The 16,204-nt window shown below is 62.5% G+C and carries 17 protein-coding genes; 13 read left to right on the top strand and 4 right to left on the bottom strand.

The features are described from left to right. The first annotated feature begins 11 nt into the window (after positions 1-11). The 10 genes from LMTR3_RS23845 to LMTR3_RS23800 all read left to right on the top strand — a co-directional run bounded on the left by LMTR3_RS23845 (position 12) and on the right by LMTR3_RS23800 (position 9,731). Positions 12-1,667, top strand: coding sequence for a nitrite/sulfite reductase (locus tag LMTR3_RS23845; RefSeq protein WP_065747451.1), 1,656 nt, complete (start codon positions 12-14; stop codon positions 1,665-1,667). Further along, positions 1,654-2,169: a DUF934 domain-containing protein gene (locus LMTR3_RS23840; protein ID WP_065747450.1), complete on the top strand. Its 516-nt coding sequence runs from the start codon at positions 1,654-1,656 to the stop codon at positions 2,167-2,169. The genes LMTR3_RS23845 and LMTR3_RS23840 overlap by 14 nt, the downstream gene beginning before the upstream one ends. After that, entirely contained in the window at positions 2,166-2,897 is a 732-nt protein-coding gene (locus LMTR3_RS23835; RefSeq protein ID WP_065747449.1) for a phosphoadenylyl-sulfate reductase, read from the top strand. The genes LMTR3_RS23840 and LMTR3_RS23835 overlap by 4 nt, the downstream gene beginning before the upstream one ends. Before the next feature lie 137 nt (positions 2,898-3,034). Further along, positions 3,035-4,024 (top strand): sulfate ABC transporter substrate-binding protein, encoded by a 990-nt coding sequence (locus LMTR3_RS23830; RefSeq protein ID WP_065747448.1) that lies wholly within the window; start codon positions 3,035-3,037, stop codon positions 4,022-4,024. A gap of 68 nt (positions 4,025-4,092) precedes the next feature. Further along, positions 4,093-4,899, top strand: coding sequence for a sulfate ABC transporter permease subunit CysT (cysT, locus tag LMTR3_RS23825; protein ID WP_084029785.1), 807 nt, complete (start codon positions 4,093-4,095; stop codon positions 4,897-4,899). A gap of 10 nt (positions 4,900-4,909) precedes the next feature. Continuing rightward, on the top strand, positions 4,910-5,878 hold the full coding sequence (cysW, locus tag LMTR3_RS23820; RefSeq protein WP_084029784.1) for a sulfate ABC transporter permease subunit CysW: 969 nt from the start codon (positions 4,910-4,912) through the stop codon (positions 5,876-5,878). After that, a complete protein-coding gene (locus LMTR3_RS23815) occupies positions 5,875-6,924 on the top strand; it encodes a sulfate/molybdate ABC transporter ATP-binding protein (RefSeq protein WP_065747446.1) in 1,050 nt (349 codons plus the stop codon). The genes cysW and LMTR3_RS23815 overlap by 4 nt, the downstream gene beginning before the upstream one ends. A 203-nt stretch (positions 6,925-7,127) precedes the next feature. Next, on the top strand, positions 7,128-7,625 hold the full coding sequence (locus LMTR3_RS23810; protein ID WP_065747445.1) for a CAP domain-containing protein: 498 nt from the start codon (positions 7,128-7,130) through the stop codon (positions 7,623-7,625). A gap of 136 nt (positions 7,626-7,761) precedes the next feature. Continuing rightward, complete coding sequence (locus tag LMTR3_RS23805) at positions 7,762-8,937, top strand: DUF3734 domain-containing protein (protein ID WP_065747444.1); 1,176 nt, start codon at positions 7,762-7,764, stop codon at positions 8,935-8,937. A 5-nt stretch (positions 8,938-8,942) separates the two neighbouring features. Further along, on the top strand, positions 8,943-9,731 hold the full coding sequence (locus LMTR3_RS23800) for a 3-hydroxybutyrate dehydrogenase (RefSeq protein WP_028349284.1): 789 nt from the start codon (positions 8,943-8,945) through the stop codon (positions 9,729-9,731). 41 nt (positions 9,732-9,772) lie between these two features. Here the strand turns inward: LMTR3_RS23800 and LMTR3_RS23795 are convergent, their stop codons facing one another. Further along, entirely contained in the window at positions 9,773-10,603 is an 831-nt protein-coding gene (locus tag LMTR3_RS23795) for a sulfite exporter TauE/SafE family protein (RefSeq protein WP_065747443.1), read from the bottom strand. A 300-nt stretch (positions 10,604-10,903) separates the two neighbouring features. Further along, a complete protein-coding gene (locus tag LMTR3_RS23790; protein WP_141686782.1) occupies positions 10,904-12,262 on the bottom strand; it encodes an oligosaccharide flippase family protein in 1,359 nt (452 codons plus the stop codon). Positions 12,263-12,544: 282 nt separating this feature from the next. Between LMTR3_RS23790 and LMTR3_RS37930 the strand changes: the two genes are divergently transcribed. Further along, on the top strand, positions 12,545-12,742 hold the full coding sequence (locus LMTR3_RS37930) for a hypothetical protein (protein ID WP_141686781.1): 198 nt from the start codon (positions 12,545-12,547) through the stop codon (positions 12,740-12,742). Between the two features lie 54 nt (positions 12,743-12,796). Then, positions 12,797-13,108, top strand: coding sequence for a hypothetical protein (locus LMTR3_RS23785; protein ID WP_245319983.1), 312 nt, complete (start codon positions 12,797-12,799; stop codon positions 13,106-13,108). A gap of 136 nt (positions 13,109-13,244) precedes the next feature. On the opposite strand, the gene LMTR3_RS23780 is transcribed toward LMTR3_RS23785, so the two are convergent. Continuing rightward, positions 13,245-14,078, bottom strand: a complete 834-nt coding sequence (locus LMTR3_RS23780) for a protein-disulfide reductase DsbD domain-containing protein (RefSeq protein WP_065747441.1) — start codon at positions 14,076-14,078, stop codon at positions 13,245-13,247. A 137-nt stretch (positions 14,079-14,215) separates the two neighbouring features. Here LMTR3_RS23780 and LMTR3_RS23775 point away from each other — a divergent pair, with 137 nt between their 5' ends. Beyond that, positions 14,216-14,866, top strand: coding sequence for a YqgE/AlgH family protein (locus tag LMTR3_RS23775; protein WP_065747440.1), 651 nt, complete (start codon positions 14,216-14,218; stop codon positions 14,864-14,866). 172 nt (positions 14,867-15,038) lie between these two features. On the opposite strand, the gene LMTR3_RS23770 is transcribed toward LMTR3_RS23775, so the two are convergent. Further along, positions 15,039-15,926, bottom strand: coding sequence for a TauD/TfdA dioxygenase family protein (locus tag LMTR3_RS23770; RefSeq protein WP_065747439.1), 888 nt, complete (start codon positions 15,924-15,926; stop codon positions 15,039-15,041). Positions 15,927-16,204: the final 278 nt, after the last annotated feature.

Genomic DNA, 16,204 nt, shown 5'->3' with positions numbered 1-16,204 from the left:
GCTGATCCATCATGTATGCATATGACGAACTCGACCGCACGCTCATCAACGAGCGGGTTTCGGAATTCCGCGATCAGGTGAAGCGCCGCCTCTCGGGCGAACTCACCGAGGACGAATTCAAGATGCTGCGGCTGCAGAACGGTGTGTACCTGCAATTGCACGCCTACATGTTCCGCGTCGCGATCCCCTATGGCACGTTGTCGTCGAAGCAGTTGCGCCGGCTCGCCCATATTGCCCGCCGCTACGACCGCGGTTACGGCCACTTCACCACGCGGCAGAACATCCAGTTCAACTGGATCAAGCTTGCCGAGTTGCCCGATGCACTGGCCGAGCTTGCCGAGGTCGGTATCCACGCGATGCAGACCTCCGGCAATAACATGCGCAACGTCACCTCGGACCAATGGGCGGGCGTCGCGCCCGGTGAGGTCGAGGATCCACGAATCTGGTCGGAGATCCTGCGTCAGCACACCACGCTGCATCCGGAATTCTCGTTCCTGCCGCGCAAGTTCAAGATCGCGATCACCGCATCCGAGCACGACCGCGCCGCAATCAAGATCCACGACATCGGCTTGCGGCTGCACAAGAACGCCGACGGCGAGACCGGCTTCGAGGTGCTGGTCGGCGGCGGCCTTGGCCGCACGCCGTTCATCGCCAAGACCATCAAGCCGTTCGTAGCCGGCCGCGACATTCTCAGCTATGTCGAGGCGATCCTGCGCGTCTACAACCAGTACGGCCGCCGTGACAACATCTACAAGGCGCGCATCAAGATCCTGGTACATGAGCTCGGCATCGAGAAGTTCGCGCGTGAGGTCGACGAGGAATGGAGGCAGATGGGCCACAGCGCCCTGACACTCGACCATTCCGTCATCGAGGAGGTGCGTTCGCGCTTCTCCTATCCGGCCTACGAGAAGCTTCCGCACATGCCGGACGAGCTGAAGCAGGCCGCGCATGATCCGCTGTTCGAGCGCTGGCGCAAGAACTCGGTGGCACCGCACAAGGTGCAGGGCTATTCGATCGTGACGCTGTCGCTGAAGCCGGTGGGCGGCCCGCCCGGCGATGCCACCGCCGACCAGATGGACGCGATCGCCGATCTCGCCGACAAATACTCCTTCGGCGAGATCCGCGTCGGCCACGAGCAGAACCTGGCGTTGCCGCATGTTGCCAAGCGCGACTTGCCGCAGTTGTGGAAGGCGCTCGACCGTCTCGGGCTCGCCACGCCGAACGTCAATCTGGTCACCGATATCATTGCCTGCCCTGGGCTCGATTACTGCTCGCTCGCCAACGCGCGCTCGATTCCGATCGCACAGGAATTGACGCGGCGTTTTGCCAACCACGACACCGCCGACATGATCGGCCGGCTGCACATCAACATCTCCGGCTGCATCAACGCGTGCGGCCATCATCACGTCGGCCACATCGGCATCCTCGGCGTCGAGAAGAACGGCGAGGAGTTTTACCAGATCACGATCGGCGGCCGCGCCGACGAGAACGCGCAGATGGGCGCGCTGATCGGCCCTGCCGTCCCTTATGCGGAAGTTGCCGACGTGATCGAAGACATTGTCGAAGCCTATCTCGCGCTCCGCGACCGTCCCGAAGAGCTGTTCGTCGACACGGTGAAGCGTCTGGGCGTTGAGCCATTCAAGGAGCGGGTCTATGCCACTCGTTAAGAACGGAAGAATCGCCATCGACCTGTTCGTCCATGTTGCCGACGGCGCCGAATTGCCGGGCGACGGAGCGGTCCTCATTTCGGCGGCGCGGTTCCTCGAAGATCCGGAAGCCATTCTCAAGCGCGCCGGCAAAACCGGCGTGATCTGGCCGAACAGCCGTGCCGTCGACGACCTCGTGCCCTATCTCGATCGTCTGGCCGCCGTCGCGCTGGTGTTCCCGATCTTCCGCGACGGCCGCGCCTACAGCCAGGCGCGCTTGTTGCGCGAGAGGCATGGCTATGACGGCGAGCTGCGCGCCACCGGCCAAGTGCTGCGCGACCAGTTCGTGTTCATGTCGCGCGCCGGCTTCGACGCGTTCGAGGTGAAGAAGGATGCCGACGCCGATGCCTTCGCCGAGACCATGAAGCGCTATTCGGTGTTCTACCAGCCGACCGGCGATGGCCGCGTCACGGCGCTCAATCGGCGGATGCAGTTGCGTCATTCGGAGAGTGCCGGCCAGTGAGCACGATTTCACAGCAGGTGGTCGCCGCTGAAGCAGCGATCCTTCATTCGGCGCAGACACTCGACCATACCTTGCGCGACGCTTCGCCAACGCATGTCATTGAAACCGCGCTGAAGACCGTCGGCCGCGAGCAGCTTGCGCTGGTGTCGTCGTTCGGTACGGAATCGGCGGCGCTGCTGAAGGTGATGGCCGACGTCGATCCCGCGATTCCCGTGATCTTCCTCGATACCGGTTGGCTGTTCGAGGAAACGCTCGCCTATCGCGATACGCTGATTGCTGCGCTTGGCCTCCGCGACGTCCGCTCGATCAAGCCGCTGGCAGAAACGCTCTCACGCCAGGATCCCGATCGCGAATTATGGTTTTCCGATCCCGACGCCTGCTGCCGTATCCGTAAAGTAGAGCCGCTGGCGCGGGCGCTCAAACCGTTCTCGGCCTGGATCAACGGACGCAAGCGTTTTCAGGGCGGCGCGCGCGCTGAGATTTCCGTTGTCGAGGACGATGGCGACAGGCTGAAATTCAATCCGTTTGCCAACGTGTCGCGCGAAGAGCTCGAGGCGATCTACAAGCTCGCCAAACTGCCGCCGCATCCGCTCGTTGCCTCGGGTTACCTGTCGGTCGGATGCATGCCGTGTTCGAGCCGGACGGCGCCGGACGAAGACGCCCGCGCCGGCCGCTGGCGCGGCAGGTCCAAGACGGAATGCGGCATCCACACGACCAAAACTTCCTAGAGTCCGGACTTTATGGGACAGGGAAGCTGCGGAACCGCAAACAATGAAATGCGGTTTCGTTGACTAAGCGGCCTTTCGTTGCGACCTACGTGTTCGTGGTTGATGATATGCTTCGTCAAGCCGAATGGAGATCAACGATGATCCGTCGCATTCTGCCGCTTGTTGCCGGATTGCTCTGGGCGAGTTCGGCCTTCGCTGCCGACTACACCTTGCTCAACGTGTCCTACGATCCGACGCGCGAGCTGTACGCCGATTTCAACAAGGCGTTCGCGGCGGCCTACCAGAAAGAGAACGGCAAGAGCGTCGAGATCAAGCAATCGCATGGCGGCTCAGGCTCGCAGGCGCGCGCGGTAATCGACGGGCTGCAGGCCGATGTCGTCACGCTGGCGCTGGCCTATGACATCGACGCCATCGCTGCGAAGGGGCTGGTGGCGCCGGATTGGCAGAAGCGCCTGTCGCTCAATGCATCGCCGTATGCTTCGACGATCGTATTCCTGGTGCGCAAGGGTAACCCCAAAGCCATCAAGGATTGGAGCGATCTCATCAAGCCCGGCGTGCAGGTGATTACGCCGAACCCGAAGACCTCGGGCGGCGCGCGATGGAATTACCTGGCCGCATGGGGCTTTGCCGAAAAGAAATTCGGTTCCGCCGACAAGGCGAAGAAGTTCGTCGCCGATCTCTTCAAAAACGTGCCGGTGCTCGATACCGGCGCGCGCGGCTCGACCGTAACTTTCGTCGAGCGCGACGTCGGCGACGTGTTGCTGGCGTGGGAGAACGAGGCATTCCTGGCGCAGCGCGAATTCGGCAAGGGCAAATTCGAGATCGTCGCGCCGCCTTTGTCGATTCTCGCCGAGCCGCCGGTTTCGGTCGTCGACAAGGTTGCCGATAAAAAAGGCACCCGAGCCGTCGCCGAAGCCTATCTGAAGTATTGGTATACCAAAGAAGGCCAGGAAATCGCCGCGCGCAATTTCTATCGTCCGCGCGATGCGGAAATTGCGAAGGAGCACGAAAAATCCTTCGCGAGGCTCGAACTTTTCACAATCGACGACGTTTTCGGTGGTTGGACCAAGGCGCAGAAAGATCACTTCGGCGAAGGCGGCATTTTCGACCAGATCTACAAGAATTGATCCGGCCAACGTCAGCCGTAGCGAAAGCAGGGGGATTTGTGAGCACAGCGGTCGCACGGCGCACGAGCTTGCCCGGGTTCGGTCTGACCATGGGTCTGACGCTGACGTGGCTCTCCGTTATCATCCTCATTCCGCTTGCCGGCCTGTTCCTCAAGACGCTCGAGCTTTCGCCCGCTCAGTTCTGGGAAATTCTCACCAGCCGCCGCACGCTGAATGCGCTGAGGATTTCGTTCGGTCTCTCCTTTGCCGCAGCCTGCGTCAACCTGGTGATGGGCACCATCATCGTGTGGGCGCTGGTGCGCTACCGCTTTCCGGGCCGGCGGATATTCGATGCCATCGTCGACATTCCCTTTGCGCTGCCGACCGCGGTTGCGGGTGTGGCGCTGACGCAATTGTTCGCACAGAAAGGATGGCTCGGCGCGCCGCTGGCTGAGCTCGGCATCAAGGTGGCGTTCACGCCGATCGGGATCTTTATCGCGATGGTTTTCATCGGAATCCCGTTCGTGGTGCGCACGGTTCAGCCCGTCCTGATCGATCTCGACCCGGAAATCGAGGAGGCGGCCGCAAGCCTCGGCGCCGACCGCTGGCACACCGTGTTCCGGGTGATCTTGCCGAGCCTGATTCCGGCGCTGCTGACCGGCTTCGCGCTGGCATTCGCGCGCGCGGTCGGCGAGTACGGGTCGGTGATCTTCATCGCCGGCAATCTGCCCAATGTATCGGAGATCGCGCCACTGCTGATCGTGATCCGGTTGTCCGAATTTCGCTACGCCGATGCGACGGCGATTGCCGTCGTCATGCTGCTGGCTTCGTTCGTGATCATCTTTGCCGTCAATCGCCTGCAACGCTGGGCGCAAACCCGCATTCCCGCGCATTGAGGGCCGGCTGATGTCGACGCAAACGAGCTTTGTGACTCCGGAGGCGCCGCTAAAGGCCTACGCGTCGACGGCGGGCGCGGCCATTTCCTCGCTGTCGCGCCGCGAAGCGCGCGAGCGTCCGCGGGCGATTGCTTCACCCAAGGATTTTCGGACAGAGCCGGGGCCGGTCCGCTTCGTCATCGTCGCGCTTGCCGTCAGCTTCCTCACCATCTTTGTCGTGCTGCCGCTGGTTGTGGTGTTCGCGTCGGCCTTGTCGAAAGGCATCAGTGCCTATTTTGCCGCGCTGGCCGAGCCGGAGGCGCTGTCGGCAATCCGGTTGACCCTGCTGGTGGCGGCGATTTCGGTCGGCCTCAATCTGCTGTTCGGGGTGATCGCGGCTTGGGCGATCGCAAAGTTCGATTTCCCCGGCAAGACCTTCCTGGTCACGCTGATCGACCTGCCGTTCTCGGTCAGTCCGGTCATTTCGGGCCTCGTCTTCGTGCTGCTGTTCGGCGCGCAGGGCTATTGGGGCACCTGGCTGCAGGCGCACAATATCCATATTTTGTTCGCCGTGCCCGGCATTGCGCTCGCGACCATCTTCGTGACGTTTCCGTTTGTGGCCCGCTCGCTGATCCCGCTGATGCAGGAGCAGGGCACGCTGGAGGAGGAAGCCGCGATCTCGCTGGGAGCGTCAGGCCTGCAGACCTTCTTCCGCGTCACTCTGCCCAATATCAAATGGGGCCTATTGTATGGCGTACTGCTGTGCAATGCGCGCGCCATGGGCGAGTTCGGCGCGGTGTCGGTGGTGTCGGGCCATATCCGTGGCGAGACCAACACCATGCCGCTACTGGTCGAGATCCTCTACAACGAGTATCAGTTCGTGGCGTCGTTTGCGATCGCCTCGCTGCTGGCGATGCTGGCATTGATCACGCTGGTCGTGAAGACCGTTCTCGAACAGCGCCTGGACGAAGAACTAATTCCAAGGGACGATCCAAGGTGACCATTGAAGTCAAAAACATCGTCAAGAAATTCGGCGCGTTCGCAGCCCTCGACAATGTCGATTTGAAGGTCGGCAAAGGCGAATTGCTGGCGCTGCTTGGCCCATCCGGGTCGGGCAAAACCACGCTGCTGCGGATCATTGCCGGCCTCGACTGGCCCGATACAGGCGAGGTGCGGATCGATGGCGAGGATGCGCTGGGACACGGCGCCAGCGAGCGCCACGTCGGATTCGTGTTCCAGCACTACGCGTTGTTCCGCCACATGACGGTGTTCGAGAACGTCGCCTTTGGCCTGCGCGTGCAGCCGCGCGCCGTCCGCAAGGACGAGGCCACGATCCGTGCCCGCGTCAAGGAATTGCTCGACCTGGTGCAACTCGACTGGTTGGCAAACCGCTATCCCAGCCAATTGTCCGGCGGCCAGCGGCAGCGCATTGCACTCGCCCGCGCGCTTGCGATCGAGCCGCGCATTCTCCTGCTCGACGAGCCCTTCGGCGCGCTCGACGCGAAGGTGCGGAAAGAGCTGCGGCAATGGCTGCGTTCGCTGCATTCCGAAATCCATGTCACCTCGATCTTCGTCACCCACGACCAGGAAGAGGCGCTGGAAGTCGCCAACCGAGTGGTGGTGATGGACAAGGGGCGCATCGAGCAGATCGGCACGCCCGGCGATGTCTATGACAATCCGGCGACCGCCTTTGTCCACGGCTTCATCGGCGAATCCATCGTGCTGCCGGTCGAGGTCTCAGGCGGCTCGGTGCGGCTCGGCGGCCGGCCGCTTAATATCACCGCCGATGGTGCAGCCTCCGGCGCCTCAAAGCTGTTCGTCCGTCGCCACGACATGCAGATCGGGCCCGCCGGAACCGGCTCGCTGGAGGGCGCGGTGCGCCATGTCCGCTCGTTCGGCCCGATCCAGCGGGCGGAGATCGCCTTGACGGGCGGGGAAGGCAAGACCGTGATCGAGATCGACGCCCCCCGGGACCGGGAACTCCAGGCCGGCGAAATCATCAGCCTGCAACCCCGCCGCTACCGGATCTTTGCCGCGCAGGATTGACGTCGAAGTCGTCATTCCGGGGCGATGCGCAGCATCGAACTAGGGTGCGCACTTGCGCACCTGAGAATCTCGAGATTCCGGGTCTGGTGCTAGCGCACCATCCCGGAATGACGTCAATTGCTCCCCCGTTCACCATTCAGCCACGGTTGGTATGCAACAAGCGGCCATCCAGGCTTAGGGGCTTCTTTCGGGGGGATTCTTCAGTGAAACGGGCGACCACCGCCATTATCGGCCTATTGCTGCTTGCCGGCTGCTCGGCAGACGTCAAGATTCCGGAGCAGCCGGCCATGTATCTCGACATGGCCCAACCCGGCGCCACGCTCGACCCCGTCGCGGCGGCGCTCCTGATCTCGCAATATCGCCAGAACAACGGCCTCGGTGCCGTCGTGGTCGATCCCGATCTGATCAAGCTGGCGGAGCAGCAGTCCCAGGCGATGGCGGCCCGCAACAAGATGGACCATAACGTGAAGGGCCCGCTGGACAAGCGGCTGGGGGCCTCAGGCTATCCCGCGAAGCTTGCCGTCGAGAATATCTCGGCCGGCTATCACACGATGGCGGAAGCCTTCTCCGGCTGGCGCGACTCGCCGCCGCACAAGGCCAATATGCTCAAGAACGGTGTCACAAAATTGGGCATCGCGGCGGTTTATGCTCCAAACACCAAATACAAGGTGTTCTGGACGCTCATCCTAGCATCGACCTGAGGCAACGCCGGATGCGGGCTCGACGTCTCACAAAGCGATAAACTCGGCGTGATCCTTGCTTCGATCCTGCCTGATTGACGCCGTCGCGAACTGCCGCCACGGTGCCCCGGTCATTGTCCACTAGCCGACGGTCACGATGGATCATTCCGATATCGCGCCGGCAACCACGCCCGCCAAAGCGCAGCGTGTGCTGGTCCTGCAAGGCGGCGGCGCGCTTGGCTCCTATCAGGCGGGTGCCTTTGAGGCGCTGTGCCGCTCGGGGTTCGAACCCGAATGGATCGCGGGCATTTCAATCGGCTCCGTCAATGCCGCGATCATTGCCGGCAACGAAGGTGAAAAGCGCGTCGACCGGCTGAAAGAATTTTGGGAGATGGTGTCATCTCCGGTGCCATGGAAGCCCGTCGCATCAGGCGACCGCGCGCGCTCGCTGTTCAACGAAACCAGTGCCGCGCTGATTGCGACCTTCGGCGTACCGGGCTTCTTCACGCCGCGCATTCCGCCCGCACCCTTGTGGCCGCCGGGCAGCCGGCAATCGCAAAGCTATTATGACACTGCGCCGCTGAAGAAAACGCTGGAGCGGCTGATCGACTTCGACCGCATCAACGATCTGAAGACGCGGCTCAGCGTCGGCGCGGTCGGCGTAACCTCGGGCAACCTGAAATATTTCGACAACTTCGAGTTCAGGAAGCTCGGCAAGAAGATCGGCCCGGAGCACATCATGGCCTCCGGCGCGCTGCCGCCCGGCTTTCCTTCCATCGAGATCGAAGGCGAGCACTATTGGGACGGCGGCATCGCTTCCAACACCCCGCTCGACTATGTGCTGGCCGGGGAAACCAACCGCGATCTCCTGATCTTTCAGGTCGATTTGTTCAGCGCGCGCGGGGAATTGCCGACGTCGCTGCTGGAGGCCGCGGAGCGCGAAAAGGACATCCGCTATTCCAGCCGCACCCGCATGACCACCGACAAGAACAAGCAGGTGCACAACGCGCGCAAGGCGCTGCGCGAGCTGCTCGGAAGGCTGCCCGACGATCTCAAGAACGATCCGTCGGTGGCAGTTCTCTGCAACGCGGCCAAGGAAAACACCGTCACCGTCGTGCATCTGATCTACAAGAGCAAGAACTACGAAACTTCATCCAAGGATTACGACTTTTCGCATGTCGCCATGGTCGAACACTGGAACGCAGGCGTCCGCGACGTTCATCTGTCGATGCGTCACAAGGATGTGTTGGAGCGTCCGCAATCCGGCCAGACCATGATGGCCTACGATATGACGGCGGATGTTTCGAAGACCGCCGCAGGCAAGCAGGAGTGAATGCAATGGGTACGTTAAAAGGCAAGACCGCTGTCGTGACCGGCTCGACAAGCGGCATCGGATTGGCTTACGCGCGCGCTTTTGCCGCCGCCGGCGCCAATGTCGTCCTCAACGGCATGGGCGTGCCGGCCGACATCGAGCGCGAGCGTTCCGGCATCGAGACCGACTTCAAGGTCCGCGCCGTGCACTCGCCCGCCGACATGACCAAGCCCGCCGAGATTGCCGAAATGGTCGCGCTTGGCGAGAAGACGTTTGGTTCGGTCGATATCCTCGTCAACAATGCCGGCATCCAGTTCGTCTCGCCGATCGAGGAGTTTCCGCCCGAGAAGTGGGAAGCCATTATCGCCATCAACCTGTCGTCGGCGTTCTACGGCATCCGCGCCGCAGTCCCCGGCATGAAGAAGCGCGGCTGGGGCCGTATCATCAACACGGCTTCCGCGCATTCGCTGGTGGCGTCGCCGTTCAAGGCGGCCTACGTCTCGGCCAAGCACGGCATTGCCGGTCTCACCAAGACGGTGGCGCTGGAGCTTGCGACGTTCAAGATCACCTGCAACTGCATCAGTCCCGGTTACGTCTGGACGCCGCTGGTGGAAAAGCAGATTCCCGACACCATGAAGGCGCGCAACCTGACCAAGGAGCAGGTCATCAACGACGTGTTGCTGGAGGCGCAGCCGACCAAGGAGTTCGTGACCTCAGAACAGGTCGCCGCACTGGCGCTGTTCCTGTGCAGCGACGATGCCGCCCAGATCACCGGCGCCAATCTGTCGATCGATGGCGGATGGACCGCGGCATAGCAATTGCGAACGAGGAATTTCGAACGGCCCGGGAAGCGCGCCTAGTGGGCGACGCTTCCGGTCACGGCTGCGATACTCGCCTGCGAAAAATGCAGCTCGTTGAAGCCGAGCTTGCTGGCCACCAGAATCAGGACTGAGGCCAGCACCACCCTCAGCACCGTCTCCGGCACGCGAACCGCGCAGTAGCTGCCGATCACGATGCCGGGCAAAGATCCGACCAACAGCACACCCATCAGCGCCCAATCGACCGAACCCAGCGCCCAATGTCCGATGCCGGCCACCAGCGTCAGCGGCACCGCATGTGCGATGTCGGAGCCAACAATGCTCGCCATCGGCAGGCGCGGATAGAGCAGCAAGAGCGCGGTGACGCCGACGGCGCCGGCGCCGACGGATGAAATCGAGACCAGCACACCGAGCGCCACGCCGACCATCACGGTCGCGCGGCCGGTCGCCGCGGCATCGAACCCTTCCATGCGCCGGCGATAGTGATCCATGATCGCCCTGCGGAAGATCAACGATGTCGCCGTGAGGAGGAGCGCGAAGCACAGCACCAGATTGACCAGGCTGCGCGCGGCCTCCCCCTTGAGCTCGAGTTGCCACAGCACGAGCAAGGTAACGACGCTTGCCGGGATGCTGCCGCTGGCAAGGCGCATCACGGCCGGCCAGTGGATGCTGCGTGCAAATCCATGCACCAGGCTGCCGCCCGTCTTGGTGGCCGCGGCATATAGAAGGTCGGTGCCGACAGCGGTCGACGGGTGGATGCCGAATAGCAGAATCAGCAACGGCGTCATCAGCGAGCCGCCGCCGACACCGGTCATCCCGACCAGCAGGCCGACGCCGAATCCCGACGCAACGTAAAGTGGATCAATCATTTCCGGGTGCAAGTTCCATTTGGCATGTGCGAGTATATATCAACGCAGGGAATAAACGTCCTATCGATGGCGGCGCATCGGGTGAAATAAGAATATTTCATGCGCACATCGGAATCCGGTGGTTATTTTCCCCAATTTGGCGGTACAGGGCGATAGCGACGTCCTGCGGCTAAAGCGAGACCATTGAAAGGCTGTAGCGGTCACTGAAGCAGCCGCCAATGCCCCGAAGATCGTCCTTTGAAGGGGTGAACAGGCTGGCCCAACTGCGTCTGCGCATCATGGTCGATGGGGCGCCTCGAATCAGCGCTTCCCGAGCGCCAGGACGTGTAGTCCGAGCCGCCGGCGCACGATCCAGAACAGCAGCACCGTCTCGAACGTCAGCGAGATCGAGGTCGCGGCCGCCGCGCCGTGGCCGCCGAAGTGGGGCACCAGGACGACGCACAACACAACGTTCATGACAAAGGCGAGCGCATAGGCCAGCGCGCAGATGTGCTGATGGCCGAGCATATTCAGGAGCCGCTCGACCGGGCCGATGGCGGAACGCACCACAAGGCCAATCGCTGCAATGAACATGATGTCATAGCCGACGACGAATTGCGGCCCGAACAGCCATAATAGCGGCTTGCCCAGCGCCAGCAGCAGAATGGTTGCGCCGAGCGACGGCCAGAACGTCCACTGGATCGCATGCGCCACATAGGCCGACAGCCGCGGCTTATCGCCCTGCGCGTGATACTCGGCAAAGCGATGCGCAGTCGAAGCCCCCATCGCGTAGTGAATGAAGGAGACCAGCGCCAGCGTCTTCACCACGGCAAAGTAGACGCCGACCTCTTCCGAGGAGCGGAATTGCTGCAGCACCAGTACGTCGGTGTATGACAAAAGCAGATAGAAGCTTTCCACCAGCAGGATCGGCAGCGAGACCGCGAGCCAGCCGCGGAAGTCGTATGCCCGGGGGCCGGGCTCGATGTGGCCGCCGAGCTTGCGATTGAGCACGATCATCTGGCCGATCATCGCGATCCATACCGCCGCGGCGCTGGCCCACATTGCGGCGGTGGCGCCGAGGTTGAAGCCGAGCGCAAAGGCGCCGGCGGTCAGGCCAATGATCAGCGACTGGCGCACGATGAACTGCGGCACCAGGCCAAGCCGCATCCAGTCGTGCGAGCGGGCGATGCCGTCCTGGGTGTTGGCGACGACGAACGCCGGCAGTGTCAGGCAACCGATGTAGAGGGGAACTATCGCGTTGCCGTCGATCCACGGCGACAATCCCTTCACCGCGCCTGCCAGCAGCAGCGAGACGATGGAGGACACTGCGAACGTCATCCATCGGCTGCCGGAGAGGAAGCCGCGCAACAGCGCGTGTTCGCCGCGTGTACGATATTCCGGAATGAGCTTCTGCGCGGATGCCGAGATGCCGAAATCCATCATGCTGCCGAGCAGCAGCACCCAGGTCCAGACATAGACATAGACGCCGTAGTCCGAGCCGCCCATCCAGCGCGCCAGCAGGATCTGCGAGAAATAGGCAAGCGCTGCGCTGAAGACGCGGATCACGAAGATCGTGCCGGCCAGCCGCCTTGTAACGGAGGCTTCACTGGAGCCGCCAAGCAGCGCACGCAGGCGCGCGATCACGCCACCAGGCGGAGCGGTTGCGGATTGCGAATCCATTACGGCCACAACGGTACATCCCCGAAACGTGCCGCGAGGCGGCGGCGACGATCGGATGTATCAACCATTCGTTAAGATTCGGTTGGGTGGCGGCCCGCGCATTCCGCTGAATTGCTGCCGTCTGGAGCTGCGAACGACGAAGTCAGGAACAAAACCGCTGAGCCGTCGTTTGATGCCGCGGAGCCATCGCCCGCCGCTCACAACGGCGCATGTCGCGGATAGCCAAAGGTCTTCCGACCCGCCGTTATTCATTGCAAGCGCTCGCGCGGATAGCCAAAGGCGATGGCTGCCGTCCCACCCGAACAGCCCGCGTGTCCGGGCCGCGAGATGGATGACCCGAACGATCTGGTTCTGGCCATGTTGGGATTGATGATCGCTGCCATCATGCTGGTGGCCGGCGCGCTCTACGTGATCAACGCGCCCGATCCCATACCGACCCGCAGCGCCCCGCCGGCCGTGCAGGTATCCCCGGTTTCGTAGCTTCATGCTGGTTGGCCCCGGGGGGCTGGCGGAACTTTTCCGGCTTTTTGTAACTTGAGCTTCGGCCGCATGGTGCGGCCGGGGAGGAAAGATATGAAATTACTGCTTGTCACCGCTGTAACGATCGCCACCGCGCTGGCTGTCAGCCCGGCTTCTGCCCAGAAAGCTTCTGCCCAGAAGACGGGTTGCACAAGCGAAAACATGGCCAAGCTCGTCGCGTCCGGTAACGCTATGCCTGATAGTCCCGGCAAATTTGCGATGATGAAAGAGATGGGCGCGGCGAATGCCGCCATGTCAAAGGGCGACATGCGTGGCGCTTGCAAGAGCTATATGCGCGCTCAGCAGATGAGCGGCCAGAAGAGCTAGGAGGACATACGTTGCTGAAGAGGAGAGCTGCCAAGCGACGGCTCTCCTCTGACTGGAAAAACGTCGCTGCACCGGGTGGAAACACCTTGCGGCATCGTGGCGCGGCTGAGCACGTCCGCAGGGACGGCAGGTCGGGTCAATTCAAACTGACGTTGAACTCGTAGGCCCGATCGCCGCCGACCAGCGTCAGTTTGAGTGCAGCGCCTTCCGGACTGGCGCCGGGCGGCAGGCCGTCGAGTTCGAAGGCAAAGCGTTTGACGCCGGGCGGGCCTTGCTCCACGAGTTTGGGAACCGGCAGCGCCCAGTCGGGCGTCGGCCCCTCGGCGAACAGGTTGACCTCCCTGGCCTCGGGCGCGGTCACGTCGACGAGCACGCTCTTTCCCTCGCGCTTGACGTCGCGGATGGTCAGCGGATTGGAGTCCCCGACATTGGCCGGCTTCGGCACCGCATTGAGCGCATCGGACAGTGTGCCGTCCTCGGTGCTTGCCACGCTGGCAAAAGCGAGTTCGGCATGGGCTTCCACGGGAATGCAGAGCTTTTCGCAAACCGCGTAGCTGATGTGGGTGCGCAGCGTCACCGGCTTGTCGGCATTCTTGGCGACGATCCGCAACGGCAGCACGACCTGTTGCTTGTATCCCAGCGCGGTGCCGCCTGCGCCGTCGTCGAATTTCATCGGCGCCGGCCACAGCACCGTCACAGCTTCGACATTGTCGGATTTGGAGAAGTCGAAGCGGGGTGGCACGCCGGAATCCCCGGGCGTCCGCCAATAGGTCTTCCATCCCGGCTGCAACTGGATGGCTACGCCGCCGAGCAGCACCGCGCCGCTGCGTGATCCCGCCAGCAACCGTACCGCGGAATGGGCGTCGTGTTGCCACGGCGAGGCATCCTGGGCGCGAACCTCCGACGCCGCACACGCGACACTCAATGCGGCGACGCCGAGTGCGGCGCGTAGGGGAACTAGGACGCTCATGGCACGTCTTTACAGGCAAGTTTCGCGGCAAACCATTGAATTGCGTGTGATCGGCAGCCGAATGATGCCGGAAGCTTGATTGACAGAAACCGCACCCGATATCAGGATATGAACCTGCAAGAGAAAGGCCTTTGCGGATGAGCCCTGAAGGCAAGACATCGAAGCCTGTCCGCCGCAAAACCGCCGGCTTTGGCGATAATTCGTCCGGCGAGGGCTATCTGGACGGCCGGCTGCTGATCGCCATGCCGGTCATGGGCGATCCGCGCTTCGAGCGCTCCGTCATCTACATGTGCGCGCACTCGTCGGAAGGGGCGATGGGCATCATTGTCAACCGTCCGGCCGGCAGCATCGACTTTCCAGGACTGCTGGTGCAACTCGATATCATCGAGAAGGCCGACCAGATCACACTGCCGGAAAACGCCGAGACCATGCAGGTGCTGAAGGGCGGCCCGGTCGATACCGGCCGCGGTTTCGTGCTGCATTCGAGCGATTTCTTCATCAAGGACGCGACGCTGAACATCGACGACGGCATCTGCCTGACCGCGACGGTGGACATCCTCAAGGCGATCGCCAAAGGCACCGGCCCGAAGCACGCCATCCTGGCGCTCGGCTATGCCGGCTGGGCGCCCGGGCAACTCGAGAACGAGATCCAGCACAATGGCTGGCTGCATTGCGACGCCGACCCGGATCTGATCTTCGGCGACGACGTCGACGACAAATATCAACGTGCGTTGCGCAAGATCGGCATCGACCCAGGCATGCTGTCGAATGAAGCCGGGCACGCTTGAGGCGTCCCGTCGCGGACGTTGCCACAATCACCGCGTCGTCCCTGCGAACGCAGGGACCCATAACCCCAAACGTTTGCGGTCAGGCAAGCTCGGGCTCCAGCTCTTCTCAGCAATTCACAGTGGTGGTTATGGGTCCCTGCGTTCGCAGGGACGACACCGATTTTGTGGCTACTTACTCCGCGGCCTGCTGCGTCACCGTCGGCTCGGTACCGGCAACCGTGGCGCGGCGCATGTCGCGGGGCTGCGACTGGTCGTAGCGCCGAACCCGGTGCATGGTCTGGCGATTGTCCCACATCACGAGGTCATGCACGGTCCATTTATGGACGTAGACGAATTCCTTCTGCGTGGCGTGCTCGGTCAGGTCGCGCAGCAATAACCGCGCCTCGGGCATGCTCATGCCCAGTATCGCGCCCGCGTGCGATGACAGATACAGCGACTTGCGGCGATGCACCGGATGCGTCCGCACCAGCCGCTGCAGCACCGGCTTGAACATCTCTTTTTCTTCGTCGGTATAATCCAGGAAGCCGAGCGAGCCGCGCGAATACATCAGCGAATGTTCGCAGATCAGGTCCTCGATCTCGGCCTTGGTGTCGTCGTCGAGCGCGTCATAGGCCGCGCGCATGTCGGCGAATTCGGTGTTGCCGCCCTTCGGATTCACCACCCGCGCCGACAAGAGCGAGAACTTCGCCGGGATCGGACGAAACGAGCTGTCGGAATGCCACAGGCAATTGCCGAGGTTGAACAGATGTGCGCGGCTGTCGCGCGGCAATGGCTTGCCGTCCTTGCCGAGATTGGAGACGTCGTTGAGGCCGGTCGAGAGGCGCGAATCCTGAGGCTTGACGATATTGCCGCCGCGAGCGTCCTCGCGCTTGCCGAAATTCAGCGCAAATGCGAGTTGCTGTTCGTCCGTGATGTCCTGGTTGCGGAACAGCAGCACGGCGTATCTGTCCATGCCGGCTTCGACGTCGGCTGCTTCCTGCGGATTCAGGGGTTTTCGCAGGTCAAGTCCGGATACTTCGCCGACAAAATGCGGATGCAACTGCCGGATTGCGATCGCCATGCGTCTCTCCCGAAAGCGGCGGGCGGTTTGGCCCGCTCTGTTTGTAGGAAAAATTACTCTCCAACCTGTCCAAGTCAACGCTGCGGCGCGCATGCGGCATTGCGCCTGTCTCGTGGCGTCAAGCGCGGCTGATCTCTCGTGCCCCGGGCGCAACGCAGCACAACGTGCTGCGTTGCTGAACCGGGGCCCAAGTCTAGCGGTGACAAGTCTAGCGGCGATATGGGGCCCGGCTCTGCGGCGCAGCGTTACCGGACGATGCTTCGCATCGCCTAGGCTGC

It is taken from the genome of Bradyrhizobium sp. LMTR 3, assembly GCF_001693485.1.
In the GTDB taxonomy this organism is placed as follows: Bacteria; Pseudomonadota; Alphaproteobacteria; order Rhizobiales; family Xanthobacteraceae; genus Bradyrhizobium.
This window is presented reverse-complemented; position numbering and strand designations above follow the sequence as displayed.

What these genes read in the sequence shown, in the direction of transcription:
- LMTR3_RS23845 (WP_065747451.1), top strand. Translation starts at nt 12, where the DNA reads ATGTATGCATATGACGAACTCGACCGCACGCTCATCAACGAGCGGGTT.
- LMTR3_RS23840 (WP_065747450.1), top strand. Translation starts at nt 1,654, where the DNA reads ATGCCACTCGTTAAGAACGGAAGAATCGCCATCGACCTGTTCGTCCAT.
- LMTR3_RS23830 (WP_065747448.1), top strand. Translation starts at nt 3,035, where the DNA reads ATGATCCGTCGCATTCTGCCGCTTGTTGCCGGATTGCTCTGGGCGAGT.
- cysW (WP_084029784.1), top strand. Translation starts at nt 4,910, where the DNA reads ATGTCGACGCAAACGAGCTTTGTGACTCCGGAGGCGCCGCTAAAGGCC.
- LMTR3_RS23805 (WP_065747444.1), top strand. Translation starts at nt 7,762, where the DNA reads ATGGATCATTCCGATATCGCGCCGGCAACCACGCCCGCCAAAGCGCAG.
- LMTR3_RS23800 (WP_028349284.1), top strand. Translation starts at nt 8,943, where the DNA reads ATGGGTACGTTAAAAGGCAAGACCGCTGTCGTGACCGGCTCGACAAGC.
- LMTR3_RS23795 (WP_065747443.1), bottom strand. Translation starts at nt 10,603, where the DNA reads ATGATTGATCCACTTTACGTTGCGTCGGGATTCGGCGTCGGCCTGCTG.
- LMTR3_RS23790 (WP_141686782.1), bottom strand. Translation starts at nt 12,262, where the DNA reads ATGGATTCGCAATCCGCAACCGCTCCGCCTGGTGGCGTGATCGCGCGC.
- LMTR3_RS37930 (WP_141686781.1), top strand. Translation starts at nt 12,545, where the DNA reads ATGGCTGCCGTCCCACCCGAACAGCCCGCGTGTCCGGGCCGCGAGATG.
- LMTR3_RS23780 (WP_065747441.1), bottom strand. Translation starts at nt 14,078, where the DNA reads ATGAGCGTCCTAGTTCCCCTACGCGCCGCACTCGGCGTCGCCGCATTG.
- LMTR3_RS23775 (WP_065747440.1), top strand. Translation starts at nt 14,216, where the DNA reads ATGAGCCCTGAAGGCAAGACATCGAAGCCTGTCCGCCGCAAAACCGCC.
- LMTR3_RS23770 (WP_065747439.1), bottom strand. Translation starts at nt 15,926, where the DNA reads ATGGCGATCGCAATCCGGCAGTTGCATCCGCATTTTGTCGGCGAAGTA.